The organism is Streptomyces arenae, from assembly GCF_022343545.1.
Taxonomy (GTDB): domain Bacteria; phylum Actinomycetota; class Actinomycetes; order Streptomycetales; family Streptomycetaceae; genus Streptomyces; species Streptomyces humi.
In genome coordinates this window covers 1-25506 of sequence record NZ_JAKQYH010000042.1, presented here as the reverse complement: position 1 = coordinate 25506, position 25506 = coordinate 1, and the positions used below count along the sequence as shown (strand labels likewise).

Annotated in this window: 25 protein-coding genes and 2 pseudogenes; 16 read left to right on the top strand and 11 right to left on the bottom strand. The window is 72.5% G+C overall.

Annotated features, from left to right (window positions below):
* Window position 1: 1 nt before the first annotated feature.
* The gene (locus MB828_RS17330) at window positions 2–853 is read right to left on the bottom strand and encodes a universal stress protein (RefSeq protein ID WP_301648987.1); all 852 of its coding nucleotides are present in this window, start codon (window positions 851–853) and stop codon (window positions 2–4) included.
* A gap of 191 nt (window positions 854–1044) precedes the next feature.
* Here MB828_RS17330 and MB828_RS17325 point away from each other — a divergent pair, with 191 nt between their 5' ends.
* Complete coding sequence (locus tag MB828_RS17325) at window positions 1045–1710, top strand: CBS domain-containing protein (protein ID WP_301648986.1); 666 nt, start codon at window positions 1045–1047, stop codon at window positions 1708–1710.
* A gap of 67 nt (window positions 1711–1777) precedes the next feature.
* Here the strand turns inward: MB828_RS17325 and MB828_RS17320 are convergent, their stop codons facing one another.
* The 5 genes and pseudogenes from MB828_RS17320 to MB828_RS17300 all read right to left on the bottom strand — a co-directional run.
* Complete coding sequence (locus tag MB828_RS17320) at window positions 1778–2407, bottom strand: Rv1733c family protein (RefSeq protein ID WP_301648985.1); 630 nt, start codon at window positions 2405–2407, stop codon at window positions 1778–1780.
* 12 nt (window positions 2408–2419) lie between these two features.
* Window positions 2420–3151 carry a CBS domain-containing protein gene (locus MB828_RS17315; protein ID WP_301648984.1) on the bottom strand — a complete coding sequence of 244 codons (732 nt, stop codon included), beginning with the start codon at window positions 3149–3151 and terminating at the stop codon, window positions 2420–2422.
* Window positions 3152–3303: 152 nt separating this feature from the next.
* Window positions 3304–3978 (bottom strand): helix-turn-helix domain-containing protein, encoded by a 675-nt coding sequence (locus tag MB828_RS17310; protein ID WP_133024199.1) that lies wholly within the window; start codon window positions 3976–3978, stop codon window positions 3304–3306.
* A gap of 19 nt (window positions 3979–3997) precedes the next feature.
* A complete protein-coding gene (locus MB828_RS17305) occupies window positions 3998–5065 on the bottom strand; it encodes a zinc-dependent alcohol dehydrogenase family protein (RefSeq protein ID WP_301648983.1) in 1068 nt (355 codons plus the stop codon).
* A gap of 143 nt (window positions 5066–5208) precedes the next feature.
* A pseudogene (locus MB828_RS17300) lies at window positions 5209–5364 on the bottom strand (universal stress protein); the annotation flags it as partial.
* Between the two features lie 124 nt (window positions 5365–5488).
* Here MB828_RS17300 and MB828_RS17295 point away from each other — a divergent pair.
* From MB828_RS17295 to MB828_RS17280, 4 genes are all read left to right on the top strand, one after another.
* Window positions 5489–5953, top strand: coding sequence for a cyclic nucleotide-binding domain-containing protein (locus MB828_RS17295; RefSeq protein WP_301648982.1), 465 nt, complete (start codon window positions 5489–5491; stop codon window positions 5951–5953).
* A gap of 14 nt (window positions 5954–5967) precedes the next feature.
* On the top strand, window positions 5968–6663 hold the full coding sequence (locus MB828_RS17290; protein ID WP_301648981.1) for a CBS domain-containing protein: 696 nt from the start codon (window positions 5968–5970) through the stop codon (window positions 6661–6663).
* 84 nt (window positions 6664–6747) lie between these two features.
* Complete coding sequence (locus MB828_RS17285; RefSeq protein WP_301648980.1) at window positions 6748–7449, top strand: response regulator; 702 nt, start codon at window positions 6748–6750, stop codon at window positions 7447–7449.
* Window positions 7450–7621: 172 nt separating this feature from the next.
* Window positions 7622–8500 (top strand): universal stress protein, encoded by an 879-nt coding sequence (locus tag MB828_RS17280; protein ID WP_301648979.1) that lies wholly within the window; start codon window positions 7622–7624, stop codon window positions 8498–8500.
* Between the two features lie 29 nt (window positions 8501–8529).
* On the opposite strand, the gene MB828_RS17275 is transcribed toward MB828_RS17280, so the two are convergent.
* Window positions 8530–9555, bottom strand: coding sequence for a 6-phosphofructokinase (locus MB828_RS17275; RefSeq protein ID WP_301648978.1), 1026 nt, complete (start codon window positions 9553–9555; stop codon window positions 8530–8532).
* Window positions 9556–9784: 229 nt separating this feature from the next.
* On the opposite strand from MB828_RS17275, the gene MB828_RS17270 reads away from it, so the two are divergent.
* Complete coding sequence (locus MB828_RS17270; protein WP_301648977.1) at window positions 9785–11746, top strand: PAS domain S-box protein; 1962 nt, start codon at window positions 9785–9787, stop codon at window positions 11744–11746.
* Between the two features lie 34 nt (window positions 11747–11780).
* On the opposite strand, the gene MB828_RS17265 is transcribed toward MB828_RS17270, so the two are convergent.
* Window positions 11781–12590: a DUF427 domain-containing protein gene (locus MB828_RS17265; RefSeq protein WP_301648976.1), complete on the bottom strand. Its 810-nt coding sequence runs from the start codon at window positions 12588–12590 to the stop codon at window positions 11781–11783.
* Window positions 12591–12741: 151 nt separating this feature from the next.
* Here MB828_RS17265 and MB828_RS17260 point away from each other — a divergent pair, with 151 nt between their 5' ends.
* From MB828_RS17260 to MB828_RS17250, 3 genes are read left to right on the top strand one after another with little or no spacing between them, the layout of a single operon-like run.
* Window positions 12742–13986 carry an ABC transporter substrate-binding protein gene (locus tag MB828_RS17260; protein WP_301648975.1) on the top strand — a complete coding sequence of 415 codons (1245 nt, stop codon included), beginning with the start codon at window positions 12742–12744 and terminating at the stop codon, window positions 13984–13986.
* A gap of 29 nt (window positions 13987–14015) precedes the next feature.
* Window positions 14016–14909, top strand: a complete 894-nt coding sequence (locus MB828_RS17255) for a carbohydrate ABC transporter permease (RefSeq protein ID WP_301649128.1) — start codon at window positions 14016–14018, stop codon at window positions 14907–14909.
* Window positions 14910–14911: 2 nt separating this feature from the next.
* Window positions 14912–15745 carry a carbohydrate ABC transporter permease gene (locus tag MB828_RS17250; protein WP_301648974.1) on the top strand — a complete coding sequence of 278 codons (834 nt, stop codon included), beginning with the start codon at window positions 14912–14914 and terminating at the stop codon, window positions 15743–15745.
* 34 nt (window positions 15746–15779) lie between these two features.
* Here the strand turns inward: MB828_RS17250 and MB828_RS17245 are convergent, their stop codons facing one another.
* A complete protein-coding gene (locus MB828_RS17245) occupies window positions 15780–17051 on the bottom strand; it encodes a sulfite oxidase (RefSeq protein ID WP_301648973.1) in 1272 nt (423 codons plus the stop codon).
* A 347-nt stretch (window positions 17052–17398) separates the two neighbouring features.
* On the opposite strand from MB828_RS17245, the gene MB828_RS17240 reads away from it, so the two are divergent.
* A complete protein-coding gene (locus MB828_RS17240; protein WP_165941505.1) occupies window positions 17399–18148 on the top strand; it encodes an IclR family transcriptional regulator domain-containing protein in 750 nt (249 codons plus the stop codon).
* Window positions 18149–18171: 23 nt separating this feature from the next.
* Here the strand turns inward: MB828_RS17240 and MB828_RS17235 are convergent, their stop codons facing one another.
* A complete protein-coding gene (locus MB828_RS17235) occupies window positions 18172–18990 on the bottom strand; it encodes an IclR family transcriptional regulator (protein ID WP_301648972.1) in 819 nt (272 codons plus the stop codon).
* A gap of 170 nt (window positions 18991–19160) precedes the next feature.
* Here MB828_RS17235 and MB828_RS17230 point away from each other — a divergent pair, with 170 nt between their 5' ends.
* The 5 genes from MB828_RS17230 (at window position 19161) to MB828_RS17210 (ending at window position 23706) form a co-directional block, all read left to right on the top strand.
* Complete coding sequence (locus MB828_RS17230; protein ID WP_301648971.1) at window positions 19161–20066, top strand: ABC transporter substrate-binding protein; 906 nt, start codon at window positions 19161–19163, stop codon at window positions 20064–20066.
* Complete coding sequence (locus MB828_RS17225; protein WP_301648970.1) at window positions 20063–20893, top strand: amino acid ABC transporter permease; 831 nt, start codon at window positions 20063–20065, stop codon at window positions 20891–20893. Before MB828_RS17230 ends, MB828_RS17225 begins: the two co-directional genes overlap by 4 nt.
* The gene (locus tag MB828_RS17220; RefSeq protein ID WP_301649127.1) at window positions 20893–21642 is read left to right on the top strand and encodes an amino acid ABC transporter ATP-binding protein; all 750 of its coding nucleotides are present in this window, start codon (window positions 20893–20895) and stop codon (window positions 21640–21642) included. Before MB828_RS17225 ends, MB828_RS17220 begins: the two co-directional genes overlap by 1 nt.
* Window positions 21639–22613 (top strand): homocysteine S-methyltransferase, encoded by a 975-nt coding sequence (gene mmuM / locus MB828_RS17215; protein WP_301648969.1) that lies wholly within the window; start codon window positions 21639–21641, stop codon window positions 22611–22613. Before MB828_RS17220 ends, mmuM begins: the two co-directional genes overlap by 4 nt.
* Before the next feature lie 91 nt (window positions 22614–22704).
* Complete coding sequence (locus MB828_RS17210; RefSeq protein ID WP_301648968.1) at window positions 22705–23706, top strand: isopenicillin N synthase family dioxygenase; 1002 nt, start codon at window positions 22705–22707, stop codon at window positions 23704–23706.
* Between the two features lie 194 nt (window positions 23707–23900).
* Here the strand turns inward: MB828_RS17210 and MB828_RS17205 are convergent, their stop codons facing one another.
* A complete protein-coding gene (locus tag MB828_RS17205) occupies window positions 23901–24647 on the bottom strand; it encodes a class I SAM-dependent methyltransferase (RefSeq protein ID WP_301648967.1) in 747 nt (248 codons plus the stop codon).
* Window positions 24648–25066: 419 nt separating this feature from the next.
* Here MB828_RS17205 and MB828_RS17200 point away from each other — a divergent pair.
* Window positions 25067–25315, top strand: a pseudogene (locus MB828_RS17200) (helix-turn-helix domain-containing protein); the annotation flags it as partial.
* Between the last annotated feature and the right edge of the window lie 191 nt (window positions 25316–25506).

Genomic DNA, 25506 nt, shown 5'->3' with positions numbered 1-25506 from the left:
CTCACCCGGTCTGCGGTACGACGGCCACCGGGCAGTCCGCCTGGTGCAGCACGGCGTGGACCACCCGGCCCAGTTGCAGTCCACGGTGGCCGTGCCGGCGGCGGGCACCCAGCACGACGAGGTCGGCGGCGGCCGAGCGGTGCACCAGGATCCGGTGGGCCGGGCCCTCGGCCGTCACGATGCGCACCCGGACGTCCGGGTAGTCGGCCGCGGGTCCGCGCAGCAGCTCGTCGAAGAGAGCGGAGGCCTGCGGCTCGCCGCCCTTCTGGGCGGGCGCGTCCACCGTGGGACGACGCCAGGCGCGGACCACGTCCACGGGGCAGCCGCGGACCGCGGCCTCCCGGAAGGCGAACCGCGCGGCCGCGCCGCCGGAGGCCGGACCGCCGGCGCCGAGCAGGATCCGTTCGTGGGTGCCCGCCAGGCCAGCCGGATCCCCGCGGACCACGACCACCGGGCAGTACGACCGCCCCGCGACCGCCAGCCCCACCGAGCCGAGGAGCAGTCCCTTCAGTTCGCCGCGGCCACGCGATCCGGTGACCACCAGGCAGGCGTTGTTGCCCTCGTGCAGGAGGGCGTCCACGGGGTCCTCGGGGAGTATGTCGGTGGTGACCTTCACGTCCGGGGCACGCCGGGCGGCACGGTCGGCCGCCGAGGCGACGATGTGCTCCGCCAGCACTCGCTCCGAGGGGCGCTCTTCGCCGGTCCCGGGTACGCCGCTCTCGTAGCGCTCCCACATGGACGCGTACACCAGCCGGAGCGGGACGTCGTGGCGGGCGGCCTCGTCCGCCGCCCAGTCGACGGCCTGAAGGCTGCAATCCGAACCGTCGACGCCCACGACCAGGGGAAGTGTCATCGTCCCCACCGCCTCTCCTCGGGCTGCCACCTCTTGGGCAGACAGGTGCCTGTCCTTCCACCGTCGCACCGGCGGACGGAGGGCAGGAGGGGCCACTCGGCCCCTTCACCATCCTTCGGAGGGGTCTGGGCGGCCCTTGGTGGCGGGGCCGCGCCGAGCACACGCTGGAGGGGAGAACCGAGGAGGCAACCATGCACCGCAGCCCGCACACCGTCGGCGACGTGATGACTCGCAGCGCTGTCGCCGTCGGCCGCGACGCCCCCTTCAAGGACGTCGTCACGCTGATGGACCAGTGGAAGGTCAGCGCCCTCCCGGTGCTGGAGGGCGACGGCAGGGTGATCGGCGTCGTCTCCGAGGCCGACCTACTGCCCAAGGAGGAGTTCCGGGACGCCGATCCGGACCGGTTCGTGCAACGGGATCGGCTCGCCGACCTGGCCAAGGCCGGCGGGGTGACCGCCGGTGAGCTGATGAGCGCGCCCGCGGTCACCGTGCACGCCGACGCCACCCTGGCCGAGGCCGCGCGCATCATGGCCCGGCGCAGGGTCAAGCGGCTGCCCGTCGTCGACGGGGTGGGCATCCTGGAGGGCATCGTGAGCCGCGCGGACCTGCTCAAGGTGTTCCTCCGCGAGGACGAGGAACTCACCGAGGAGGTGCGCCGGGAGGTCGTCGACCGCCTGTTCCCGCTTTCCGCCGACCACATCCGGGTCGAGGTCGCCGAAGGTGTCGTCACCCTCACCGGCTCGATCGACGGGACGGAGCTGGCACCGGTCGCCGAACGCCTGGCACGCGCCGTGGAGGGCGTGGTCGACGTGCGCTGCCGGCTGGCACCGGTCTCCGTCCGGGACGACATCGGGTGACACGGGGTGGCACGGGGCACAGCGGTGTGACAGCCGTGTGGGGGTGCCGTTCCGGTCTGCGTTCCGGTCACCCCTTGCCGCCGCTGAAGTCGCGCCACTGAGGTCCGACGCGCCGCCATTCGTCGTCCCACTCGGCGAGACGCCGGCTGAGCAGCCGTCGGCGGACCAGCAGGCCCCCGCCGTACACCACGAACGAGGTCGACTGCCCCACGAGGACACCGGCCGCTACTGCCTCAAAGGCCGACTCCGCCTCGCTCGCCGGTGCTCCTACCAGTCGCCCGCCGCGGCTCGCCCACACCTGGACGGGGGTGCCGGCCGTGGCCGAGGGCACGACCTTGGCCCGGCCGGTGTGGACGGAGCCGTCGGCAGCCGTCCAGCGGACCGTGGCCCACGTCAGGCCGACGTCGTAGCCGGCCGTGACGGGCGTGCCGTCGGCCGCGTCCTCGGTCAGCCGCGCGGTCACCGTGTGCACCTCGGCCCGCCGCTCGGCGAAGGTCCGGTCGACGGTTCGGGCCACGCCCCAGCCGGCGAGTACCCCGCCGACGAGGGCGAGGCCCCAGAGGCCGAGCACGATCCAGGCCTCCACCACGTCACTGCGCCTCCGCAGCGGATTGCTCCGCCAGCGCCAGCACCACGAACCGGTCCTCCTCCGGCGGCCGTCGCGGCTCGGCGGCTTCCGGCTGCTGTCGCGTTCCACGGTCCGGCCTCCTCACACGGTGCGGGTCCGCGGGGTCGCGACGACGTCCGGGAGGTCGGGGTCGAGGTCCGGGAGGTCGGGGTCGAGGTCCGGGCGGCGGCGGGGTCCGGCCAGTGCGCAGTCGACGTCGACCACCCCCTCGACGCTGCGCACCCAGCCGGTGGCCAGCGGCACCAGCGCGGTGTCGCCGACCCGGCCGGTGAGGGTCACGACACCGTCGTGCACCGACACCCGGGGAGGTTCGGCCTCCAGCGCGAAGAGATGCGGGAGGACGTCGCGCCGGATCTCCTCGGCGATCTCCTCGTCGTCCCGCAGGAACACCTTGAGCAGGTCGGCCCGGCTCACGATGCCGACCAGCACCCCCTGGGCGTCGACGACCGGCAGCCGTTTGATCCCGTGCCGTGCCATGCCCCGCGCGGCCTGCGGGAGCGTGGCGTCGGCGCGGACGGTGACGGCCGGGGTGTTCATCAGTTCGCCGGCGGTCACCGCGGCCCCCGTCGTGCGGACGTCCACGCGGGGCAGGGCCCCTGCCCCGACCGTGACGCCGTCGCGGGCCTCCTCCTTGCGCAGCAGATCCGCCTCCGAGACGACGCCCAGGACATGCCCCTCGTCGTCGAGCACGGGCACGCCGCTCACCCGCCACCGCCGCATGGTCCTCACGATGTCCTTGAAGGCCGCGCCGCGGCGCAGGGCGACCACCGTGCGGGTCATCACGTCACTCACGACGGACGGATTACCGGTCATGGCGACCTCCAGGGGTGAGATGCCGTCCTGCGACACTTCCAGCCTCCGCCTTTTCTCCGCTCGGGGCACGGGCCGAGCGACCCTCGGCAACGGTCCGGGGTTCCCCGGGCGGGGTGTCCGGGTGGCGGCGGGCCTCTTGCCGCACCGCCGGATCACGCCCTGATACGACGCCCGGTCACGATGTCGGGTTCGACGCGCATCCACAGGTCGCGGCGGCCCCCGGCCCACGGTGTGCTGTGTGCCGACGCCGTGAGCCGATGTATCTCGTCCGCGTCGGTCACGGTGTGCGCGCGGCCCTGGACCAGCACGCTCCATCCCTCGCTGAACGCGTCGTCGATCCGGTCGGTCTCGAAGGCCACCCGGTGGTCGGCGGCGAGCGCCGGGGGCGTCCCGGGAGCCGTCCGGTAGACGATCGCGCCTTCGACGACGCTGTAGTTGACCGGCACGATCACCGGTCCGCCGGCCGTGGGCACACCGAGCCGTCCCACGCCGTGGGTGCCCAGCAGGGTCATGCACTGCGCGGGGCTCAGCTCGGCGAACTCCGGGGCGTGTGCCGCCCGTCCGGAGCCCGGCGGGGTCTCGGTGTCGCCACCGGTGAGATGGGTCAGGGTGGTGTGCAGCACCTCGGCCAGTCGCAGCAGCGCACCGGTGCCGGGTGCGGCGAGCGGGTTCTCCTCCAGGTACTGGAGGTAGCCGGGCGCGACACCGGCGCGGACGGCCGTCTCCCTGCGGGTGAGGCCCAGTTCGAGCCGGCGGGTCATGAGCCGGCGGCCCAGGTCACCGAGCGGCGGCCGCTCCACCCTGCCCGGGTGCACTTGTTCGGCCATGACCTGTCACGTCCTCTCGTCAGGCCGCGGGGATGGCGACCTCGTGCTGCTCACCGCCGAGCACGACCTTGAGCGCGGCGGTCTCGCCGGCCCGGCGGAAGACGTCGTACGCCTCCTCCATACGCGCCAACGGGAAAGTGTGGGTGACCAGTTGCCCGGTGGGCAGCCGGCCGGCCGCGGCCATCCGCAGCAGGGTGGGTGTGGAGTGGGTGTCCACCAGGCCGGTGGTGATGGTGACGTTCCTGTTCCACAGGTCTTCCAGGTGCAGGGTCACCGGCCTGCCGTGCACGCCGATGTTGGCGACGTGCCCGCCGGGCCGGACCATGCGGGTGCACGATTCGAAGCTCTCCGGCACGCCGACGGCCTCGATCACCACGTCCGCGCCCAGCCCGTCGGTGAGGTCCGCGACCAGCTGGGCCGGGGCCTCGTGGATGTCGGCCACCGCGTCCGCGCCGAACCGGTGGGCGGCCTCCAGCCGGGCCGGGGCCAGGTCCACCGCGATGATCCGCTCGGGCGAGAACAGCCGTGCCGTGGTGATCGCCGCGAGTCCGACGGGTCCGGCGCCCACGACGACGACGCTGTCGCCGGGACGGACGTGCCCGTTGAGGACGCCCACCTCGTAGGAGGTCGGGAAGATGTCCGCGAACAGCACGGCGTCCCTGCTGTCGAGGGTGGCGGGCAGTGCGTGGACCGACAGGTCCGCGAAGGGGACGCGGACGTACTCGGCCTGGGTGCCGTCGACCAGGTGGCCGAGGATCCAGCCTCCGCCGCCCCGGCACTGGCCGTACATCCGCTCCCGGCAGTAGGCACAGCGCCCGCAGGAGCTGATGCAGGAGACCAGCACCCGGTCGCCCGGCCGTACGGTCCGTACGTCGCCGCCGACCTCGACGATCTCGCCGACGGCCTCGTGCCCGAGGACCGTGCCGGGCTGCACCTCGGGGACGTCGCCCTTGAGGATGTGCAGGTCCGTTCCGCAGATCGTGACGGCGTCCACGCGCACGACGACGTCGGTGGGCTCCTTGACGGCGGGGTCGGGGACCTCTTCCCAGGCGGACTGCCCGGGGCCGTGGAACACGAGGGCCTTCATGGGGTCGCTCACCGTCCTTGGTCCGCTGCGGGGCCGGGCGCCGACGACGCCGCACCTGCCCCGCACCTCCATCGTGTCCCGGCTCGGGAAGCCCGCGCTTGGGCCGTCCGGCCCCCGCACCGGCCGACGGGCCCGGACCGTGGTCAGGCCGGCTCGGGTACGACGACGACCGGGCACGCGGAGTTGTGCAGGACGCCGTGGGCGACCCGGCCCAGCTGGAGCCCGGACGTCCGTGCGCGGCGCCGGGCTCCGACGACCAGCAGGTCGGCGTCGTACGAGGCGGCCACGAGAACCGCACGAGGTGACCGTGGAGGGAGCGGGCTGATGGTCCCGGGGCGGTGGGCCCACTCGGCCCATGGCGGGACCGCGGCCGGCGGCACACGCTGGCAGCAGGACCACGTACGCCTGTGCCGGGAGGCCGCCATGAACGCATCACCGACCCTCAGCGTGCTGCGCGCGCTCCCGGCCCCGTACCGGGAGCGGCTGACGGGGACGGCTCAGGAGGTGTCCTTCGCCCCCGGGGCCCGGCTCTTCGAGGAGGGTGGCCGCGCCGACCGGTTCTGGATCATCCGTACCGGCCGGGTCGAGCTGGACCTGCATGTGCCCGGCCGTCGGGCGGCCGTCATCGAGAATCTGGGCCCCAACGAACTCCTCGGCTGGTCCTGGCTGTTCGGCCCGCCCGTGTGGCAACTGGGCGCCGAGGCGACGACCCCGGTGCGGGCCTGGCAGTTCGACGCGGAGGCCGTCAGGTCCCTGTGCCGGGAGGACCCGGCGCTGGCGGACGCCGTCGACCAGTGGGTGGGCGGGGTGCTGGCCCACCGGCTGCGCGCGGCCCGTACCCGACTGCTCGACCTGTACGCCCCGTACGGTGCCGGCGCGAACAACTGACGGAGGTGGACCCCATGTACGGCACCCCTCACACCGTCAGCGACGTCATGACGACGACCGTCGTGAGCGTCGGACGCGAGGCGCCCTTCAAGGAGCTCGTGCGGCTCATGCGGGACTGGCGGATCAGCGCCCTGCCCGTGGTCGAGGGCGAGGGCCGGGTCGTCGGCGTCGTCTCCGAGGCGGACCTGCTGCACGAGGAGGAGTTCCGGGACGGCGACCAGGACGGGTCCGCGCAGCCGCCCCGGCGCCACGGCCCGGCCGAGAGGGCCGGTGCCCTGACCGCGGGCGAGCTGATGACCTCGCCCGCGGTCACCGTCCACGCGGACGCGACTCTCGCGCAGGCCGCGCGGATCATGGCACGGTCCAGGGTGAAGCGCCTGCCGGTGGCCGACGCCGTGGGCGTCCTCCAGGGCGTGGTCAGCCGCGCCGACCTGCTCAAAGTCTTCCTGCGCGACGACGAGGAGATCGCCGACGAGGTCCAGCGAGACGTCCTGTCGCAGTTGTTCCCGTTCTCCGGCTCGGTGCTGCGCGCGGACGTCCACGACGGAGTCGTGACACTCGCGGGCCGGATCCCGGACACGTCCCTGGTGCCTGTGGCGGCCCGGCTGGTCAGGGCCGTCGAGGGCGTGGTGGACGTGGACTTCGACCTGTCCCCGAACACGACGCCCCCGCCCGCCGCGGAACCGGCGAGTGGGGCCGGACGGCCCTAGCGTGTCCCGCCCCGGCGGCGCGATGATCGGCCCGGGGCGGCCGGCGGTCCGTCCCGCGGCACCCGGCGAGGACGAGAGGTCGTCATGACGCAGTCGCGCACCTTCACGGAACGGGACCCGATCCGGGTGTTCCTGCTGGACGACCACGAGGTGGTCCGGCGTGGCCTCACGGACCTCCTGGACGCGGAGCCCGACATCTCGGTGGTCGGCGACGCCGGCACGGTCCAGCACGCCCTCGCCCGCGGCCCGGCGCTGCGCCCGCACGTCGCCGTCCTCGACGTCCGCCTGCCCGACGGCGACGGCATCACCGTCTGCCGGGAACTGCGCGACCAGATGCCCGGCCTGGCCTGCCTCATGCTCACCTCCTTCGACGACGAGGAGGCCCTGCTCGACGCGATCATGGCCGGGGCCTCCGGCTACGTCCTCAAGCAGATCAAGGGCTCCGACCTGGTCTCCGCGGTCCGTACCGTCGCCTCCGGCCAGTCCATGCTCGACCCCGCGACCACCGCCCGCCTGATGCGGTCGCTGCGCGCCGACCCCGTCGAGACGCCTGCCCTGCCGGCCGAACTCGCGAGCCTGTCCCCCCGTGAGCGCGACATCCTCAACCTCATCGGGGACGGCCTCACGAACCGCGAGATCGGCAAGAAGCTCTACCTCTCCGAGAAGACCGTCAAGAACCACATCTCCCGCCTGCTCGCCAAGCTCGGCGTCCAGCGCCGCGTCCAGGCCGCGGTCCTCGCCTCCCACCTCGAACAGCCGGGGTCCGGCGGCCATCCGCCCAGGTGAGGCCATCCGCCCAGGTGACGGTGCCGGACCGCGTCCCTACCAGGGCCCACCGTGGGGCCGTACCAGGGCCCGCCGTCGAGCCGTACCAGGGCCCGCCGTCGAGCCGTCCCAGGGCCCGCCGTGGAAGAGTGAAGGAGCACGTGAACGGGCCCCGGGGGTGAAGGAGGCCGTGATGAGCCACCCCGTGCTGGCCGGTGTCGACGGCTCCGCGCACAGTCTCGCCGCGGCCGAGTGGGCGGCGCGGGAAGCGGTGGTGCGGGACGTCCCGCTGCACGTCCTGCACGCCGCTCCGCCCCTTCCCGGTGACGTGGTTCCCCATCAGGCCGAGGAGACGCTGCGCCGCGTGGGCGAACGCATCGTCCAGGGGGTGATCGCCGACCTCGCGGCCCGCCACCCGGAGCTGCGGACGGCGGCCGAGCAGCGCGCCGAGGACCCGGCCGAGGCCCTTCTGTCGGCCGCGTGCGGTTGCGGGCTGCTCGTGGTCGGTGCCAGGGGCTCGGGCGGCTTCGACGGCCTCGCGGTCGGCTCGGTGGCCCTCCGGGTGGCGGCCGCGGCCGGCCTTCCCGTCGTCGTGGTGCCCGGACCGCGGCCGGGCGCCCTCGGCAACGGCGTACGCCCGGGGGACGCCGTTCCGCGGGTCGTGCTGGGTTTCGACGCGCACCGCCCGGCCGACGCGGTGGCGGACTTCGCGTTCGGGGCGGCCCGGTCGCGCGGCGCGGTGCTCCGGGCCGTGAGGGCGTGGGCCCTGCCCGCCGAGGCCGTGTCGCCCCGGACGCTGTTCGTGGCCTCGGAGGACCGGGCCACCTGGGAGGACGAGGAGATCCTGCGACTGTCCGACGCCCTGCGCACCCGGCAGGAGACGTACCCGGAGGTGACGGTCAGCGCGGACGTCGTCCTGCTGCATCCCGCGGAGGCTCTTCTGAACGCGTCCCGGGGAGCCGACCTGCTGGTCGTGGGCCGGGGCGGCGGCCGGGACCGGCTGGGTCCGGTCACGCACGCGGTACTGCACCACACCGCCCGCCCGGTGGCGGTCGTACCGTACGACGGCTGAGCCGCCGGCATCCTGGAAGGGCGGCGCCGCTAGCCGAAGAACACCCCGAACTCGTCATACAGCGCCGGATCGACCAGCTTGGTGCTCGCCTCGGCGCCCGGGATCGGGACCCGTACGATCCTGGTGCCGCTGAGGGCGACCATGGTCCCGAAGGCGCCGTCCCTGACGGCGTCCACGGCGTGCAGTCCGAAGCGCGTGGCCAGCCACCGGTCGAAGGCGCTCGGGGTGCCGCCGCGCTGGACGTGACCGAGCACCGTCGTACGGGCGTCCGTGCCGGTGCGCCGTGAGATCTCCCTGGCCAGCCACTCCCCGATCCCGGACAGCCGCACGTGGCCGTACTCGTCCAGCGACCGGTCCTTCAGGACCATCTGCCCCTCCTTGGGCACGGCTCCCTCGGCGGTGACGACGATCGGCGCGTAGTGGAACTCGAAGCGGCTCTTCACCCACGCGCACACCTGATCGATGTCGAACGGCCGTTCCGGGACGAGGATCACGTTGGCACCGCCCGCGACACCCGCGTGCAGGGCGATCCATCCGGAGTGCCGCCCCATCACCTCCACCACCAGGGTGCGCATGTGCGACTCGGCGGTGGTGTGCAGACGGTCGATGGCCTCGGTCGCGATACCCACCGCCGTGTCGAAGCCGAAGGTGTAGTCGGTACCGGGCACGTCGTTGTCGATCGTCTTCGGCACGCCGACGATCCGGATCCCCTGCCGGCCCAGCTCCGCCGCCGCGCCCAGCGTGTCCTCGCCGCCGATCGCGACGAGCGCGTCGACACCGTGCTCGGCGAGGGTCTCCCGGATCCGGGCGACGCCGTCCTCGTGCTTGAACGGGTTGGTGCGCGACGACCCGAGAATGGTGCCGCCGCGTGGCAGGATGCCCCGTACCTCGGGAACGCCCAGCGGCACCACCCGGCCCTGGATCACGCCGAGCCAGCCGTCGCGGAAACCGGCGAACTCGAAGCCGTACTCCTGGACGCCCTTGCGGACGACGCTGCGGATCACGGCGTTCAGGCCGGGACAGTCACCGCCGCCGGTCAGTACCCCTACCTTCATGGTTCCCTCCCCCTCCGTGCGCGGGTGAGGTTCTTCGTCGCTGGTGCCTCCATTCTCGGCGACCGCAGTCCCGGCGGCGACTCACAGGTCACGCTCACAGAACGGCCAACCAGGGCGCCGCACCAGACAGGTTCGGCCGGTCACGGCCAGTAAACGACTTCTCCTCGTCCGAGCGCCCCGAAAGCGCTGGGATGACCGCATTCACAGGTGGGAAAGGGGTGGGGCGGAGATGGCCGGCTCCATCGAAGGGGAACGGACGCGCGGCGTCGTCACGCCGGAGGCGGAGCGCTGCTCGTGCGGCCGCTCGGGGGCGCCCGGGCGCGGGAACGGCGCCGCGGAGGAACGCTTCCGCGGGCTGCTGGAGGCCGCACCGGACGCGATGGTGATCGTCGACGGGTCGGGCATCATCAAGCTAGTCAACGCGCAGACCGAAGCGCTCTTCGGCTATCGGCGCGAGGAACTGCTGGGCCGTCCGGTGGAGTTGCTGATACCGACCCGCTTCCGCAGCCAGCACACCCGGCACCGGGGCGGCTATTCGGCCAACCGCCAGGTCCGGCCGATGGGCGCCGGTCTGGAACTGCACGGACTGCGGGGAGACGGCACCGAGTTCCCGGTGGAGATCAGCCTCAGCCCGATGGAGACCGAGGAGGGGCTGCTGGTGTCCGCCGCCGTGCGGGACGTCAGCGACCGCAAGGCCGCCGAGGCCCGGATCAACGAACTCGCCGCCCTCGTCGAGTCCTCCCAGGACGCGATCCTCGCGAAGACCCTCGACGGGTACATCACGTACTGGAACGCGGCGGCCCAGGACCTCTACGGCTACACGGCCGAGGAGGCCATCGGGCGGCACGTCTCCATGCTCGCCCCGCCGGAACTCCGCGGGGACATCCACGCGTTGCTGGCCCGGCTGCGCAAGGGCGAGAAGGTCGAGCACTTCGAGACGCTGCGCGTGACCGGCTCGGGCACGCTGCTCGACGTGGACGTCACCCTGTGGCCGACGCGGGACACCCGGGGGCGGGTGGTCGGGGCGTGCGCCATCGTCCGGGACATCAGTGACCGCAAGCGCGCGGAGGCCGAACTCACCGCTCTGTACGAGCAGCAGCGGCACATCGCCCTGACGCTCCAGCGCAGCCTGATGGGCACCCCGCCGGCGCTGCCGGGCCTGGCCACCGCGAGCCGCTACCGGCCCGCCACCCAGGGGGCCGGGGTGGGCGGCGACTGGTTCGACCTGATACCGCTGGGCGCCGACCGGGTGGGCGTGCTCATCGGTGACGTCATGGGCCGCGGCCTGGAGGCCGCCGCCGTCATGGGCCAGTTGCGGTCGGCGGCGCACGCGCTGGCCAAGACCGGGATGGAGCCCCGGCTGCTGATGCAGGCCCTGGACTCCTGTGTGGCCGACCTCGATGTTCCCGACCAGCTCGTCACCTGCTGCTACCTGGTCATCGCGCCCGACTCCGGGACGGTGACCGTGTGTTCGGCCGGCCATCTGCCGACGCTCGTCGCGGGCGCCGCCGACGGCACGGTCGGCATGCTCGACTCGCCCGTCAACGCCCCGCTGGGGGTGGGCGGCATCCTCTACGAGCAGTCCTGTACGGCCGTCCCGCCCGGCTCGACCCTCGTCCTCTACACCGACGGGCTGATCGAGACCCCGGGCAGTGACATCGAGGGCCGGGTCGCCGAACTGAGCGTCGTGCTGGAGAAGTTCTTCACCGGCACGCCGTGTCTGGAGACCGCCGCCGACCATGTGCTGGCGAGCCTGCTGCCCGACGCCGAGAGCCACAACGACGACGTCACCCTGCTGCTGGCCCAGCTCCCGGCCGGGCCGCTGGCGGTGCTGACCACCGAGCTGCCGGCCTGTCCGTCCTCGGTGCCGGCGGGCCGGGCGTTCCTGCACAATGCGCTCACCGCCTGGGACCGCGCCACGGGGGCGGACGACGCGCTCCTGCTGCTGTCGGAGACCCTGACCAACGCCGTCCAGCACGGTGAGGGGCCCATCGGCCTCCGTCTGCACCGCACCGCCACCGACCTCACGGTGGAGATCAGCGACCGCAGCCCGCAGCTGCCCCGGCCCCGGCAGGCCGCCGAGGACGAGGAGTCCGGCCGGGGCCTGCTGCTGGTGCGTACGCTCGCCGACAGCTGGGGGGTGCGGCCCACGGACGAGGGCAAGACCACCTGGTTCACCCTGCGGCTGTGAGGAGGTGTGGTGAGGTACCGCACGTCGTGCGCCGTCACGTCCTCGGGCCGGGCGTCCGGCTGAAGTGGGTGACCGGGCGCTCCAGAGGCTCGCCGTCGACGGTGATGTCCACCTCCTCGTTGTAGAAGGCGAGCAGGTCTTTGACCGGGGCGACGGCGGGCAGCGGGTCCGGGTAGCTCCAGACCAGGTTCGGCGGCACCTCCGCCTCGCCCCGCAGGGACCAGTACGCGGCGGTGCCCTTGTAGGGGCAGCCGGTGTGGTGGTCGGTCGGTTCCAGCAGGTCGAGACGGACGTCCTCGCGCGGGATGTAGTAGCGCGTGGGCAGACCGGTCTCGAAGAGCAGTACCGGCCGGTGGGTGTCGGCGACGACCGTGCCGCCGACCGACACCTGGACGTGGCGGCTGCTGCGGATGGCGTCCACCCGTTTGTGCGGGTCACGGGGGTGGATGAAGATCTCTTCCTCCTCCTCGGACCAGTGGTCGAGGCCCCTGCCGCTGCGCCGGAACCATTCGAAGGCGATGTACCCGGCCAGGTCGGCGGCGGGGAAGGTCCAGGCGGCGTTCTCCAGCAGCTCGCCGTCGAGGTCGAGGTCGTAGAAGATCCGCGAGCCGGTGTGGGCGCCGATCGGCGGGTTCGCCGCCGGACGCAGGAGGTCCTGCCGTACGTCCGAATGCGGGAACGCGTAGAGCGGGACGGGCACGCCCGGCTCCCAGACCAGGACGGGGTGGCGGCTGTCGACGACCGTGACGTCGCCCTTGCGGCCGCGCACCCAGCGTTCGCCGGGCTCCCAGAGCAGGCCTTCCGGGGTGGTCCGCAGCGCTTGGAGGGTGGGGTGCGTGGTCATATCGGTGCTCCTCCGGTCGGCTCGGGGTGGTGACTTCGGCGTAGCCGGCAGCCCTCTCGATTCGGACAGACTGCCGCAACACTCCCGTCGTAATCCCACTCCATGATTGATCGTTGGGCCGTGCAACGACAATCGTCAGGGGGCACGCACCATGACCATCAGCCGCAGGGCACTGCTCGCCGCGGGGTCCGCCGCCGGACTGCTCACCGCCTGCGGGTCCAACACCGGACGCGGCGACGACACCGGCGCGCGACCGAGACTGTCGCAGTGGTACCACCAGTACGGCGAGACGGGCACCGAGCAGGCCGTGGAACGGTACGCCGCCGCGTACCCGAAGGCGAAGGTCGGCGTGCAGTGGCGGCCCGGCAACTACGACCAGCAGACCGCCGCCGCGCTGCTCACCGACTCCGGTCCCGACGTCTTCGAGGGGAGTCCCACCCTCGACCAGATCCAGGGCGGCCAGGTCGTCGACCTCACCGGCCTGCTGGACGGCGTGAAGGACGACTTCAACCCCGCCGTGCTCACCCCGAAGACGTACGACGGGCGGATCTGGGGCATCCCGCAGGTCATCGACATGCAGCTGCTCTACTACCGCAAGAGCCTGCTGAGCGACGCCGGGGTGGCACCTCCGGACACCCTGGACGCCCTGGTCGACGCCGCCGCGAGACTGACCACGAAGAAGGTCAAGGGGCTCTTCCTCGGCAATGACGGCGGCGCCGGCGTTCTCGGCGGAACTCCGCTGTACGCGGCGGGACTTCAGCTGATCACCGGTGACGGCAAGGTCGGCTTCGACGACCCGGCCGCGGCCCGTGCCCTCGCCAAGGTCCACCAGCTGTACGCCGACGGGTCCCTGCTCCTCGGGGCCCCCGCCGACTGGTCGGACCCGTCCGCCTTCCTCCAGGGCCTGACCGCCATGCAGTGGTCCGGCCTGTGGGCGCTGCCCCAGGTGCGGAAGGAACTGGGCGACGACTTCGGGGTGCTGCCGTTCCCCGGGGACGGGGCGGGCGCACCCGCCGTCCCCGTCGGCGCGTACGGGGCCGCCGTCAGTGCCCGCAGCAGGCACCAGGACACGGCCAAGGACTTCGTGAAGTGGCTGTGGGTCGAACGCACCGACTACCAGGAGGACTTCGCGCTCTCCTACGGCTTCCACATCCCGGCCCGCGTCTCCCTGGCGAAGAAGGCCGGCAAGCTGAAGACCGGCGCGGCCGCCGAGGCCGTCCGTCTCACCACCGAACACGGCTACGCCCAGCCGCTGTTGTGGACCCCGGCCGACCAGACCGCCTATCAGGACGCGCTGAGCCGGATCATCCGGGGCGGGGCGAACCCGGAGAGCGAACTGCGGGCGGTCGTCCGGAAGGTGTCGGCCGAACTCGACCGGGTGAGGAAGAAGTCGTGACGGGGCACGTCGTCACGGCCCGGCGTCGGGTGCGCAACCGCGCACTCTGGTTCTGGATCTTCGTCGGTCCGTTCGCGGTCGGGCTCGGTCTGTTCACGTACGTCCCGCTGCTGTGGAGCGTCGCCCTCAGCTTCTTCGACGCCCACAACACCGTCACGCCCACCGACTTCGTCGGTCTCGACAACTACACGGCACTGCTGTCGGACGACGCCTTCGTCGACAGCCTCCGCACCTTCCTCGTCTTCACCGCGTTCATCGTGCCCACGACGTACGTGTTCTCCCTGGCCCTCGCCCTGATGGTCAACCGGGTGCGCCGGGCGCGCGCGTTCTTCCGGTCGGTGTTCTTCCTTCCCGCCGCGTGCAGTTACGTCGTCGCCGCCCTCATCTGGAAGATGTCCCTCTTCAACGGGGTGCGGTTCGGGCTCGCCAACACCGTGCTCGGCTGGTTCGGCGGCGATCCGGTCGCCTGGCTGTCCGGCACCGATCCGCCCTGGTACTGGCTGGTGATCGTGACGGTGCGACTGTGGCTCCAGGCGGGCTTCTACATGATCCTCTTCCTGGCCGGGCTACAGCGGATCGACCCCGGGCTGTACGAGGCCGCCGCGGTCGACGGTGCCCGGCCCGGCCGGCAGGTGCTGTGGCACATCACGCTGCCCCAGTTGCGCGCCACGTCGGTCGCGGTCGTCCTGCTCCTCGTCATCAACGCCTTCCAGGCCTTCGACGAGTTCTACAACCTTCTGTCGGACGCCCGCGGTTACCCGCCCTACGCCCGTCCGCCGCTCGTCTACCTCTACTACCTCGCCCTCGGCCAGGGACAGAACCTCGGGCTCGGCAGCGCGGGCGCGGTGATCCTCTCGCTGGTCGTCGTGGTGGTGACGGTGGGCCAGGCACGCTGGTTCGGTCTGGGCGCGAGGGAGGAGTGACCATGGAGGACGCGGTGGTACGGGCCGGCCGCGCGCTGCGGCTCGTCCTGCTGGTGGTGCTGGCCCTGCTCTTCCTCATCCCCTTCTATCTCCTCGTGCGCAACGGGCTGTCGAGCGAGCAGGACATCACGGCCCCGGAATGGGGCTTCTTCCCCTCGGAGTTGCGCTGGGGGAACGTGCGGGAGCTCTTCGACGACTCCTCCGTGCCCTTCGCCCGCTCCCTCCTCAACTCCGCGGTGATCGCCGTGGCGACGACGGCCGGCACACTGCTGCTCGCCTCGCTCGCCGGATACGGCCTCGCCCGCGTCCCCTACCGGCACGCGAACAAGGTCTTCTACGCCGTGCTCGGCACGCTGATGGTCCCGGCCGCCGTCACCTTCGTCCCGAGCTTCGTGCTCGTGTCGTCGCTGGGCTGGATCTCGACGTACCGGGGGCTGATCGTCCCGACCCTGTTCTCGGGCTTCGCCTGCTTCGTCTTCCGGCAGTACTTCCTGGGCTTCCCCACGGAGCTGGAGGACGCGGCGCAGGTCGACGGGCTGGGTTACTGGCGAACGTACTGGCTGATCGTGGTGCCGAACGCACGGCCCGTCTTCGCCGCCGTCGGGACGATCGTGTTCATCGGCGCGTGGAACTCCTTCCTGTGGCCCCTGGTGATCGGGCAGGACCGCGACGCCTGGACGGTGCAGGTGGCGCTGTCCTCCTTCACCACGTCCCAGGTCGTCAGGGTCCACGAGCTGTTCGTCGCGGCGGCGGTGTCGATCCTGCCGTTGCTGGTGGTGTTCCTCTGCTTCCAGCGGTGGATCGTGGCGGGCGTCGAACGGTCCGGGATCGACTGAGGGTCCACACCGTCCCGGACCGGGCGCCGCGGTGTCAGACCACGGTCACCGGGTGGCGCACCACCGCGTCGAACAGGTAGCCCTGCGTGTTGGACACGGCGGTGTCCGGCTGGGTACGGCCCGCCGTGTCCGTGGCACGGGCCAGCAGGTGCGTGTCACCGGAGGTACCGGGCGTCCACGGCACGGACCACCGCGTCCAGGTACCCGAACGCGGCCGGTCGTGCAGCCGGGCCCGCCGCCATGTCGTCCCGCCGTCGGTGCTGACGTCGACCCACGCGACCGCACCCGCACCGGACCAGGACCGGCCGTGCAGCACCCGGCTCTCCCCGGCCGGGAACACCGCGCCGCTCGCCAGCTCGAAGGCGCTCTTGATCGTCTGCCGGGTCAGCGGCGCACTGCCCTCCTGCGGGTAGGCGGGGCCGAACAGCCGGTAGAACGTGGTGTTCCACGGCGAGTACAGCGGCTGCGCCGACACCTCGATGTCACCGACCCACTTGATCGAGGCGATCCCCACCCACGAGGGCACCAGCACCCGCACCGGGTGGCCGTGGTCGTACGGCAGCGGCTCGCCGTTCATCTCGTACGCGAGCAGCACGTCGTCCAGCGCCTTGGCCACGGGCAGCGGGCGGCGCACCCGGCCGAGGCTCTCGCCGCCGCTGACGTACTCGGCGTCGAGACCACGGGGCTGCACGTCCACGGCGTGCCGGGACAGGCCGGCCCTGCGCAGTACGTCGCCCAGGCGCACCCCGCGCCAGCGCGCGACACCGACGGCGCCCAGCGTCCACGCGGTGCCGGTGACCGTCTCGCCCTGCTGCGTCGAGTAGAAGCTGCGGCCGTTGCCGGCGCACTCGACGAACGCGGTCCGGGTGACGGCCGGCAGGGCGCGCAGATCGTCGTACCCGAACTCCACCGGCCTGTCCTCGGCCGGTGTGCCGCGCAGTCCGTCACCCCACAGTCGCAGCCGCCAGTCGGCGGCGTCCAGGACGGGCGTCGCGGTGTGGTTGCGGACGAAGAACAGGGCGTTGGGGGTGTGATGACCGGTTCCGCGCAGCGCCTCCCAGCGGGTCTCGGCGTTGGTGCCGCGTGGGATGAACCACTCGGGCGGCAACGGTTTGACGATGGGCGAGTCAGCGGCGCGGGCCGGGTCCCCGCCGGGGAGCGCGGTGGCGGCGGCGGTCGCGGCCAGCAGCGTGAGCAGCCGGCGGCGGGTCACCCCGTCCGCTCTGGCCTCCCCGGCGAGCCACTGGCGCAGCCTGCGGCGGTCGTAGGCGATCTCGTGGTGGGCGGCGGAGCCGGCAGCGGACATGGCTGTCCCGTCATGGGTGGAGGGGCGGAGGACTCGGGCGGAGCACGGCGACCGGCCACGCACGCATGCGTGACGCGGGCGTCGAAGAGGAGAACCGGGCGAGAGCCGGTCAGCCGGGGAGGCGACACAGCGCCGCGGCCACCCGGACGAGGTCCACGGCGCGGCGACGGGTCAGGAGCTCCGACGGAAGCATGACGCGATGCAAGCACGTAGCCCTGTGGGTGTCAACGAAGCTGCCCTGCGGGGGTATTGGGGCTGCGCGGACTCCTGATCCGTGCCGTCGCGGCGGCTGGGCGCCACGGAGCGGGGGCGACAGGCTTCGCGCCGGCATCTGTAGCATCCGGGGCATGGACTTGGCGACGGGTGCACTGCCTCGGGGGCTCGGGCTGGTGGAGCGGGTGGTCCGGGGGGAGCTCGACAGCCGCGGTGGACCCGGGGTGGTCCGGCTGGCGGCGGAGAGCGGGCTGGACAAGGGGCAGGCGTCGCGGCTGCTGCGGGATCTGGTGAACACCGGGACGCTCGCCCGGGACGGGCACGAGTTCCGCGCCGGAGCGGATCTCCTGGCCGTCGCGGCCCAGGCGGGCCCCTGGGGAGTGGAGAGCCGGGCGTTGCTGCGGGCGCTGGTGGTCCGCTTCGGGGCGTGTGCGTACGTGGACGTGCTCCGCGGGCCGATGGTGCTCTCGGTGCGGGCCGAGCTGGCCGCCTGGGCCGAGTTCGCCTGGGCGCGGGCGGGGCGGCTGACGCCGGTCTGGTGCACCGGGGCGGGGCGGGCGCTGCTCTTCGGCCATTCGCGGGCGGAAGTGGCACAGCTCCTGGACGGTGAGGACTTCATCGGGGCGGGCGGCCCCTACGCGCCGCGGAACGTCGATGACCTGTGGGCGCGCGTCGCCGCGGACGCCGGACGCGGGATCGCGGTGTGCGAGAGCGAGTACGACGAGGACGTGCTGGAGGTGGCCGCGCCGGTGCGGGACGCGCGCGGGGACGTGGTGGCGGCGGTCACCGCGGTCGTGCCGCACGCGGCGGCCAGGGACGACCGGGACGAGATCGTCGCCGCGGTCGGTGACGCGGCGGCGCGACTGGCCTCGCCGCCCGCCTGAGCCCTGGGCCGTTCCACGGGCCCTCAGCCCTGGTCCGGCTCCAAGCCCGGCTCCTTCACCGCCGCCTCGTCCGGCTCCGGGTCCGTCGAGCGCAGTGCGGCGGTCAGCCAGTCGCTCCAGCGCACCACCGACTCCGCGCAGGCCGCCGTCGCCGGTTCCAGACGGCGGCGCGGGCCGACGACCTGTACGGCGGCGACGATCTCGCCCCGGAAGTCCCTGACCGGAGCGGCGAGCGAGTACAGGCCGGGCTCGGCCTCCTGGTCGACGACCGAGTAGCCCCGCTTGCGGGCCGCGTCCAGACGGGCGAGGAAGTCGTCCAGGTCGGCCGGGGTGTTGGGGCCCTGGCGGACGAAGGCGGTGCGGGCGAGTACGGCGGCGACCTCGGCGTCGTCGGCGTCGAACAGCAGGGCCTGTCCGGCGTCGCTGCAGTAGGCGGGGTAGGCGCGGCCCACCCAGGACACGAACGAGGACAGCGCCGGCGGCATCGACTCCAGGATGGTCACCGAGCTGGCGCCCCGCAGGACTCCCAGGTAGGCGCACTCCCCCGTGTCGGCGGCGACGCCCTCCAGCGCGGTGCGGCCGTCCCGGCGCAGTCTCGCCTCGGTGATCTGCTGGGCGCGCGCGTACAGCTCCCAGGCGACGGAGTAGCGCAGCGACGCGGGATCACGGCGCAGGAACCGGGCCGCCTCCAGGCTCCGCAGGATGCGGGAGACCTGACTGCGTTCACGGCCCAGCAGCGCCGCGACCTCGGCGGCGGTGTGGCCGTGCGGGTCCCGCGCGGGGTGCTCGGCGAAGAGTCGGAGTACGGCCAGTCCGCGTTTCAGGCTGCTGTCGGTGGTCATCGCGGGCCGAGCATAGCGCCGGGCCGCTGAGGCACCGCGCGCCATCGTTGCGCGCACATTGCAGGTTCATTGCAAGGTGCGTGCATGATGAGCAACCGGACTTGTCTATTGCGCATCCAGGGATAGTCTCCAGCCATCCCTCGCACGCCAGGATCATTCAGGAGTTCGTCTTGTCCGCTCTGCGCCCGCTACTGCTCCTCGGCTCCGCGATGCTGCTCCTGGCGGGCTGCGCCGACCCCTCCGGGCCGACCGGTGAAGCAGCCGGCACGCCGTCCGGCACTTCTTCCGCCGCCACCGCCGCGATATCGGAGAACGCCACGCTCGCCGCCGAGGTCCCGGCCGCGCTGAAGACGAGCGGGATCACCGTCGCCAGCGACGTCAGCTACCCGCCGATGGACTTCTTCGCGGCCGACAACAAGACGGTCGTCGGCGCGGAGGCCGACCTCGACAAAGCCCTGGGCACCGTCCTCGGGGTCAAGGTGACCGTCGTGAACGTGCCCTTCGACTCGATCCTGCCCGGCCTCCAGTCGGGCAAGTACCAGCTCGGCGTCTCGTCCTTCACGGACACCGCCGAACGGGAGAAGGTCGTCGACTTCGTCACCTACTTCGACGCGGGCACGTCCCTGCTGGTCCCGGCCGGGAACCCGAAGGCGCTGAAGCCCGGAGGCGACTCGCTGTGCGGCCGGGCCGTCGCCGTGGCGAAGGGGTCCACGCAGGCGCTCGTGGACCTGCCGGCCCGGGCGAAGGCCTGCAAGACGCCGATCAAGGTCAGTACCTTCCCGGACGGCACCGGTGTGAACCTGGCCGTCACCAGCGGCCGCGCCGACGCCGCCCTGGCCGACTCCCCGGTCGCCGCCTACGCCGCCAAGCAGTCCGGCGGCAAGCTGGAGGTCGCCGGTGACTCCTACGGCAACGCGCCCTTCGGCATCGCCGTGCCGAAGAACAGTGAGCTGACCGCGCTGCTCAAGTCGGCCCTTGAGGACCTGAAGGCGAGCGGCGGCTACCAGCAGGTGCTCGCCAAGTGGGGCCTGGAGTCCGGTGCCCTGGACAAGTTCGAGATCAACGCGGCCTCATGAGCGAGGAGTTGCCGGTCTACCGGCGCCGCAGGCCGGGCCGGTGGGTGCTGACCGTCGTGGTGGTGCTGCTCGCCGCGAGCCTGGCCCAGTCACTGATCACCAACCGGCGCTTCGGCTGGGACACGGTCGGTGCGTGGCTGTTCAGCCGGACGGTGCTGACCGGCCTGGCGACCACCCTGGAACTCACCGCCGCCGCCATGGCGATCGGGCTCGCGCTCGGCATCGCGCTGGCGCTCATGCGGCTGTCGGACAGCCCCGTGGCCCGAGCGGTCAGTTGGGCGTACATCTGGCTGTTCCGGGGCACCCCGCTGCTGGTTCAGCTGCTGTTCTGGGGCTTCATCTCCGCGCTGTACCCGACACTGTCGCTGCACCTGCCCTTCCTGCCGGCGATCGGTGACGTCCCCGCGAACTCGGTCATCACGACCTTCACCGCGGCCCTGCTCGGTCTCGGCCTCAACGAGGCCGCCTACCTCGCCGAGATCATCCGGGCCGGGATCGTCTCGGTCGACCCCGGGCAGCTGGAGGCCGCGGACGCGCTGGGCCTGTCCCGGGCCAGGACCCTGCGCCGGATCGTCCTGCCCCAGGCGATGCGGGTGATCATCCCGCCGGTCGGCAACGAGACCATCTCCATGCTCAAGACGACCTCCCTGGTGAGTGTGCTGGCCTACGCGGAACTGCTGTACTCCGTGCAGATCGTGTACGCCCGCACCTACCAGACGATCCCGCTGCTGATCGTCGCCAGCATCTGGTACCTGGCCGTCACGACCGTGCTGAACATCGGCCAGCACTACCTGGAACGTCACTTCGCGAAGGGCGGCAGCCGATGATGATCGAGACCACCGGTGTCCGCAAGTCCTTCGCCGGGCGGGAAGTACTGCGCGGGATCGACCTTCGCGTACCGCGCGGAACGGTCACCTGTGTGATCGGCCCCTCCGGTTCGGGGAAGTCCACCTTCCTGCGGTGCGTGAACCACCTGGAGCGGCCCGACGGCGGCCGGATCCTGGTGGACGGCGAACCGATCGGGTACGAGCCGTACCGGGACGGGCTGCGCGAACTGCGCCGCCGTGACCTGGCCCGGCAGCGTCGTGACATCGGCATGGTCTTCCAGCGCTTCCACCTCTTCCCGCACCTGACGGCCCTCGCCAACGTCGCCGAGGGACCGGTCGGCGCGGGCCGCCCCCGCGCGGAGGCCACCGAGGAGGCCCTGGCACTCCTCGACCGGGTCGGCCTGGCCGACCGGCGCGACGCCTACCCCGCCCAGCTCTCCGGCGGCCAGCAGCAACGGGTCGCCATCGCCCGCGCGTTGGCCATGCGCCCGAAGCTGATGCTGTTCGACGAGCCGACCTCGGCCCTCGACCCGGAACTGGTCGGCGAGGTGCTGGACGTCATGCGCGGCCTCGCCGCCGACGGCATGACGATGCTCGTCGTCACCCACGAACTGGGCTTCGCCCGCGAGGTCGCCGACGAGATCGTGTTCTTCGACGACGGCCGGATCCTGGAGTCCGGACCGCCCGGCCGCGTCCTCACGGCCCCCGACCACCCCCGTACCCGCGACTTCGTGACGAGAGTGCTGTGACGACCTTCCGCGACGCCCTGGCCGCCGGCCCCCTCGTCCTGGACGGCGGCATGTCCAACGAGCTGGAGGCCCAGGGCCACGACCTGAGCGGCGCCCTCTGGTCCGCCCGCCTGCTCCGCGACGAGCCCGACGCGATCGCGGCCGTCCACCGCGCCTACTTCGCGGCGGGCGCGCAGGTCGCCATCACGGCCGGCTACCAGGCCACCTACGACGGTTTCGCCCGGCTCGGCATCTCCCGCACCGAGACCACGGCACTGCTGCGACGCAGCGTGTCCCTGGCCCGCGAGGCCGCCCAGGCCGCCGAAACCGCCGAAACCGCCGAGGCAGCTCAGGCCGCCGAAGCCGCAGATGCCGCCGAGGCCGCCCGGTCCGGGACCGCCGGGAAGCGCTGGGTCGCGGCGTCCGTGGGCCCGTACGGCGCGATGCTGGCCGACGGCTCGGAATACCGCGGGAACTACGGTCTCACCGTGGCCGAGCTGACCCGTTTCCACCGCCCCCGGCTGGAGGCCCTGGCCGAGGCGGCTCCCGACGTCTTCGCCGTCGAGACCATTCCCGACCTGCGGGAGGCGGAGGCGGTACTGACCGCCCTGGACGGCCTCGGCATCCCCGCCTGGCTCTCGTACAGCGTCCGCGGGACGACCACCAGCGCGGGCCAGCCCTTGACCGAGGCCTTCGCGCTGGCCCGCAGCAGCGAAGCCGTCGTCGCCACCGGCGTGAACTGCGCCCCCGCCGCCGCCGCGACGGCCGCGCTGGCCCTGGTCACGGGCCTGCCCGGCGTCGTCTACCCGAACGGTGGCGGCACCTGGGACCCCGAATCCCGCAGCTGGCTGGGCGCCCGGGACGAGATCGCGGACCTCGCACCCGCCTGGCTCGGCGCCGGCGCGGCGCTCGTCGGCGGCTGCTGCCGGGTCGGGCCCGCCGAGATCAGGGAGCTGGCCGACCGCGTCGGCAGCGCGCCGGCAGACAGCTGACCGGCATCCCGAGGCCGACCCCGTCCGACCCGCCCCCGCTCCCCCGCCCGCCTCCCCCTCGTACGCGCACCACTCGCAAGGAACGCCACCCATGTCCCAGCCCGCCGCCCTCCCGGTGATCGACCTCTCCGCCCCCGACCGCGAAGCGCTCCACCGGGCCGCCCGCGACGTCGGTTTCTTCCAGTTGGTCGGTCACGGCATCACCCTCACCGAACAGAACCGGCTGCTCGGTACCGCCCGCGACTTCTTCGCCCTGCCCGAGGCCGACCGGCACGCCCTCGACAACCTCGCCTCGCCGCACTTCCGCGGCTACACGCGGATCGGCAACGAGCACACCCAGGGCCGCCGCGACTGGCGCGACCAGCTCGACATCAGCAACGAGCTGCCCGCGCACGTGCCGGCCCCCGGCGAGCCGCCCTACTGGTGGCTGGAGGGGCCGAACCAGTGGCCCGCGGCCCTCCCCGCGCTACGGGAGGTCTCGCTGGCGTGGATGGACCGGCTCAGCGCGGTCGCCCACCGGCTGCTGCACGAGCTGCTCGCGGCCGTCGGCGGCCCCGCGGACTTCTACGACGACGCCTTCTCCGGCCATCCGCGCACGCACCTCAAACTGGTGCGCTACCCGGGGCGGGCCCCGCAGGGGGACGACCAGGGCGTCGGCGTGCACAAGGACTACGGTTTCCTGACCCTGCTGCTGACGGACGAGGTCCCCGGACTCCAGGTGGAGACGCCGGACGGGCGGGACTTCATCGACGTCCCGTACCTGCCGGGCGCGTTCGTGGTGAACCTGGGCGAGTTGCTGGAGGTCGCCACGAACGGCTACCTGAAGGCGACGAACCACCGCGTGGTCTCTCCTCCGGGATCACGTGAGCGCTTCTCCGCGCCGTTCTTCTACAACCCCCGGCTCGACGCCCGGATCACCCCGCTCCCCTTCCCCGGCGCCTCGCAGGCGACGGGCGTGACGGAGGACCCGGACAACCCGCTGTTCGCGGAGTTCGGCTGGAACGAGCTCAAGGGCTGGGCCCGCGCCCATCCCGCGGTGGTGCGGAAGCATCATCCGGAGCTGACGATCGTCCCGCGCACGACCGGTTCCTGACGCATGCGCTGACGTGGGACATCAGGTGTTGGTGCCCCGGGCCGTCACCGGCCAGCGGTCGACGACCTCGCCGTCCCGGACGACCAGCAGTTCGTCGACGAGGTTCACGGGCGCGGCGGGTCGACTCCGACGCTCCCACCATGGAACACGACGAGGTGATCATGACAGGCGGACGCGCCGGGGGCGCAGAGCCGTCACCGTGTGTCCACGGCATCGCGCCGGAACAGGGCCGTCCAGAGGAAGGGTTCGCCGAAGTACGCGGAGTCGGCCGGTTCGTCGCGCATGCGCCGGAGTTCGACCTCCGTGAGGTCGGCGAAGATCCGGCGCAGGGACTCCGGTGTGTAGGCGAGTCCGCCGTGGAGTCGGGCGTCACGGTAGAAGGCCACGTCCGGCAGGTCGGACCCGCCGTGCTCTCCGTCGGTGAAGCAGGTGAGTGCGAAGTGACCGCCGGGTGCGAGCAGTTGGTCGAGCAGGGCGAGGTAGCTGACGCGGCGGTGGGGTGGCAGGTGGTGGAAGCAGCCCGAGTCGTAGATCAGGTCGTAGGGTCCGTCCAGTTCGGTGCGGGCGAGGGCGAAGGCGTCTCCCCGGTGGAACCTGATGTGGGCTCCGGCCTCACGGGCGCGTTCCTCGGCCCAGCCGACGGCCGCCGGGGAGAGGTCGACCGCGTCCACCTGGAAGCCGAGGGAGTCCAGGTGGAGCGCGTTGCGTCCGGGACCGCAGCCCAGGTCCAGCGCCCGGCCCGGGGTGATGAGGCCGCGGTCGAGGTAGGAGGCCAGGTTCTCGTCGGGCTTGGCCTGGAAGAACGGCACGGGTTTCGAACGGTCGGCATAGAAGGTGTCCCACCAGGCGGCCGCGTCGCTCGTCCAGCGGTCGGCGTCGGGTGTGAACAGGTCGTCCAGGAGTGTCAGTACGTCCTCGACAGTGCGGATGTTCCGGTCCATCCGGCCCCCTTTCGCGATGGGGTGACACTACGGCCGGACGGCATGAAATCCCAGCTCAGCACGTGTGACGCGAGGGCGTGCAAGGCCGGTAGGGAGGCGATGGGCGCGGGCCGCGTGCCGGCACTCACGGCCCGGTCCACACAGCCGCCCCTCCCCCCACCAAGGGGCACCGCGCCGCCCTCCAGGACAGCGCTCAGGCCACTTTCTCAGCTTTCGGCGGGTGCGCCCGGGCCTGCCTCACGGTGCAAGCTAAGCGTGCGGACATGGCGGTGGTGCCGCTTTCCGGCGTAGTCGAGAGTGAGGCCTTTCCAACCTGGTTGCGTAGCATGTCGGTTGGTTGAGGACGGCGTTGAGGAAAAGGTGAAGCTCCTGGTAGATGGGTTGTCGACCAAGATCAACCTGTCCGCCCGGAGCTTCACGTGCTTGTCTACCCATCGGGGATCGATCTGTCCACCTCGACCCTGCGCTACTTGTCCGGCCTACTGAGAGCCCGGCGGCGTGAGCGCGGCACGCGCTGGCGCCGCCTGACCGCGGACCGACAGGCTCTGCTCGCGCTGGCTCATCTGCGCTGCGGGCACACGTACGCCCAGCTCGCGGCCGGCTTCGGGATTGGGCTGGCCACCGTCTACCGGTACATCGTCGAGGCGGTTGAGGTACTGGCTGCCCTGCGTACCCGAGAGGCACCCCCATGAGCGAAACCTCCGGTATACCTCCCGCGGACCACAGACGGCGCCGCTCGGTCCGCCGCGCCCTGCTCGCCGCCCTGGCCACCGTAGGCCTGGCGGTCACGGCCGCCACCGCCGGCACCCTCCCCGCCAGCGCCTCGGCGCCCAGCGTGCCGGCGGTGGCGGCCGTGACC

Excerpts from the sequence above, each read along its gene's own strand:
- MB828_RS17330 (WP_301648987.1), bottom strand. The coding sequence starts at position 853 with ATGACACTTCCCCTGGTCGTGGGCGTCGACGGTTCGGATTGCAGCCTT.
- MB828_RS17325 (WP_301648986.1), top strand. The coding sequence starts at position 1,045 with ATGCACCGCAGCCCGCACACCGTCGGCGACGTGATGACTCGCAGCGCT.
- MB828_RS17315 (WP_301648984.1), bottom strand. The coding sequence starts at position 3,151 with ATGACCGGTAATCCGTCCGTCGTGAGTGACGTGATGACCCGCACGGTG.
- MB828_RS17310 (WP_133024199.1), bottom strand. The coding sequence starts at position 3,978 with ATGGCCGAACAAGTGCACCCGGGCAGGGTGGAGCGGCCGCCGCTCGGT.
- MB828_RS17305 (WP_301648983.1), bottom strand. The coding sequence starts at position 5,065 with ATGAAGGCCCTCGTGTTCCACGGCCCCGGGCAGTCCGCCTGGGAAGAG.
- MB828_RS17295 (WP_301648982.1), top strand. The coding sequence starts at position 5,489 with ATGAACGCATCACCGACCCTCAGCGTGCTGCGCGCGCTCCCGGCCCCG.
- MB828_RS17290 (WP_301648981.1), top strand. The coding sequence starts at position 5,968 with ATGTACGGCACCCCTCACACCGTCAGCGACGTCATGACGACGACCGTC.
- MB828_RS17285 (WP_301648980.1), top strand. The coding sequence starts at position 6,748 with ATGACGCAGTCGCGCACCTTCACGGAACGGGACCCGATCCGGGTGTTC.
- MB828_RS17280 (WP_301648979.1), top strand. The coding sequence starts at position 7,622 with ATGAGCCACCCCGTGCTGGCCGGTGTCGACGGCTCCGCGCACAGTCTC.
- MB828_RS17275 (WP_301648978.1), bottom strand. The coding sequence starts at position 9,555 with ATGAAGGTAGGGGTACTGACCGGCGGCGGTGACTGTCCCGGCCTGAAC.
- MB828_RS17270 (WP_301648977.1), top strand. The coding sequence starts at position 9,785 with ATGGCCGGCTCCATCGAAGGGGAACGGACGCGCGGCGTCGTCACGCCG.
- MB828_RS17265 (WP_301648976.1), bottom strand. The coding sequence starts at position 12,590 with ATGACCACGCACCCCACCCTCCAAGCGCTGCGGACCACCCCGGAAGGC.
- MB828_RS17260 (WP_301648975.1), top strand. The coding sequence starts at position 12,742 with ATGACCATCAGCCGCAGGGCACTGCTCGCCGCGGGGTCCGCCGCCGGA.
- MB828_RS17250 (WP_301648974.1), top strand. The coding sequence starts at position 14,912 with ATGGAGGACGCGGTGGTACGGGCCGGCCGCGCGCTGCGGCTCGTCCTG.
- MB828_RS17245 (WP_301648973.1), bottom strand. The coding sequence starts at position 17,051 with ATGTCCGCTGCCGGCTCCGCCGCCCACCACGAGATCGCCTACGACCGC.
- MB828_RS17240 (WP_165941505.1), top strand. The coding sequence starts at position 17,399 with ATGGACTTGGCGACGGGTGCACTGCCTCGGGGGCTCGGGCTGGTGGAG.
- MB828_RS17235 (WP_301648972.1), bottom strand. The coding sequence starts at position 18,990 with ATGACCACCGACAGCAGCCTGAAACGCGGACTGGCCGTACTCCGACTC.
- MB828_RS17225 (WP_301648970.1), top strand. The coding sequence starts at position 20,063 with ATGAGCGAGGAGTTGCCGGTCTACCGGCGCCGCAGGCCGGGCCGGTGG.
- MB828_RS17220 (WP_301649127.1), top strand. The coding sequence starts at position 20,893 with ATGATCGAGACCACCGGTGTCCGCAAGTCCTTCGCCGGGCGGGAAGTA.
- MB828_RS17210 (WP_301648968.1), top strand. The coding sequence starts at position 22,705 with ATGTCCCAGCCCGCCGCCCTCCCGGTGATCGACCTCTCCGCCCCCGAC.
- MB828_RS17205 (WP_301648967.1), bottom strand. The coding sequence starts at position 24,647 with ATGGACCGGAACATCCGCACTGTCGAGGACGTACTGACACTCCTGGAC.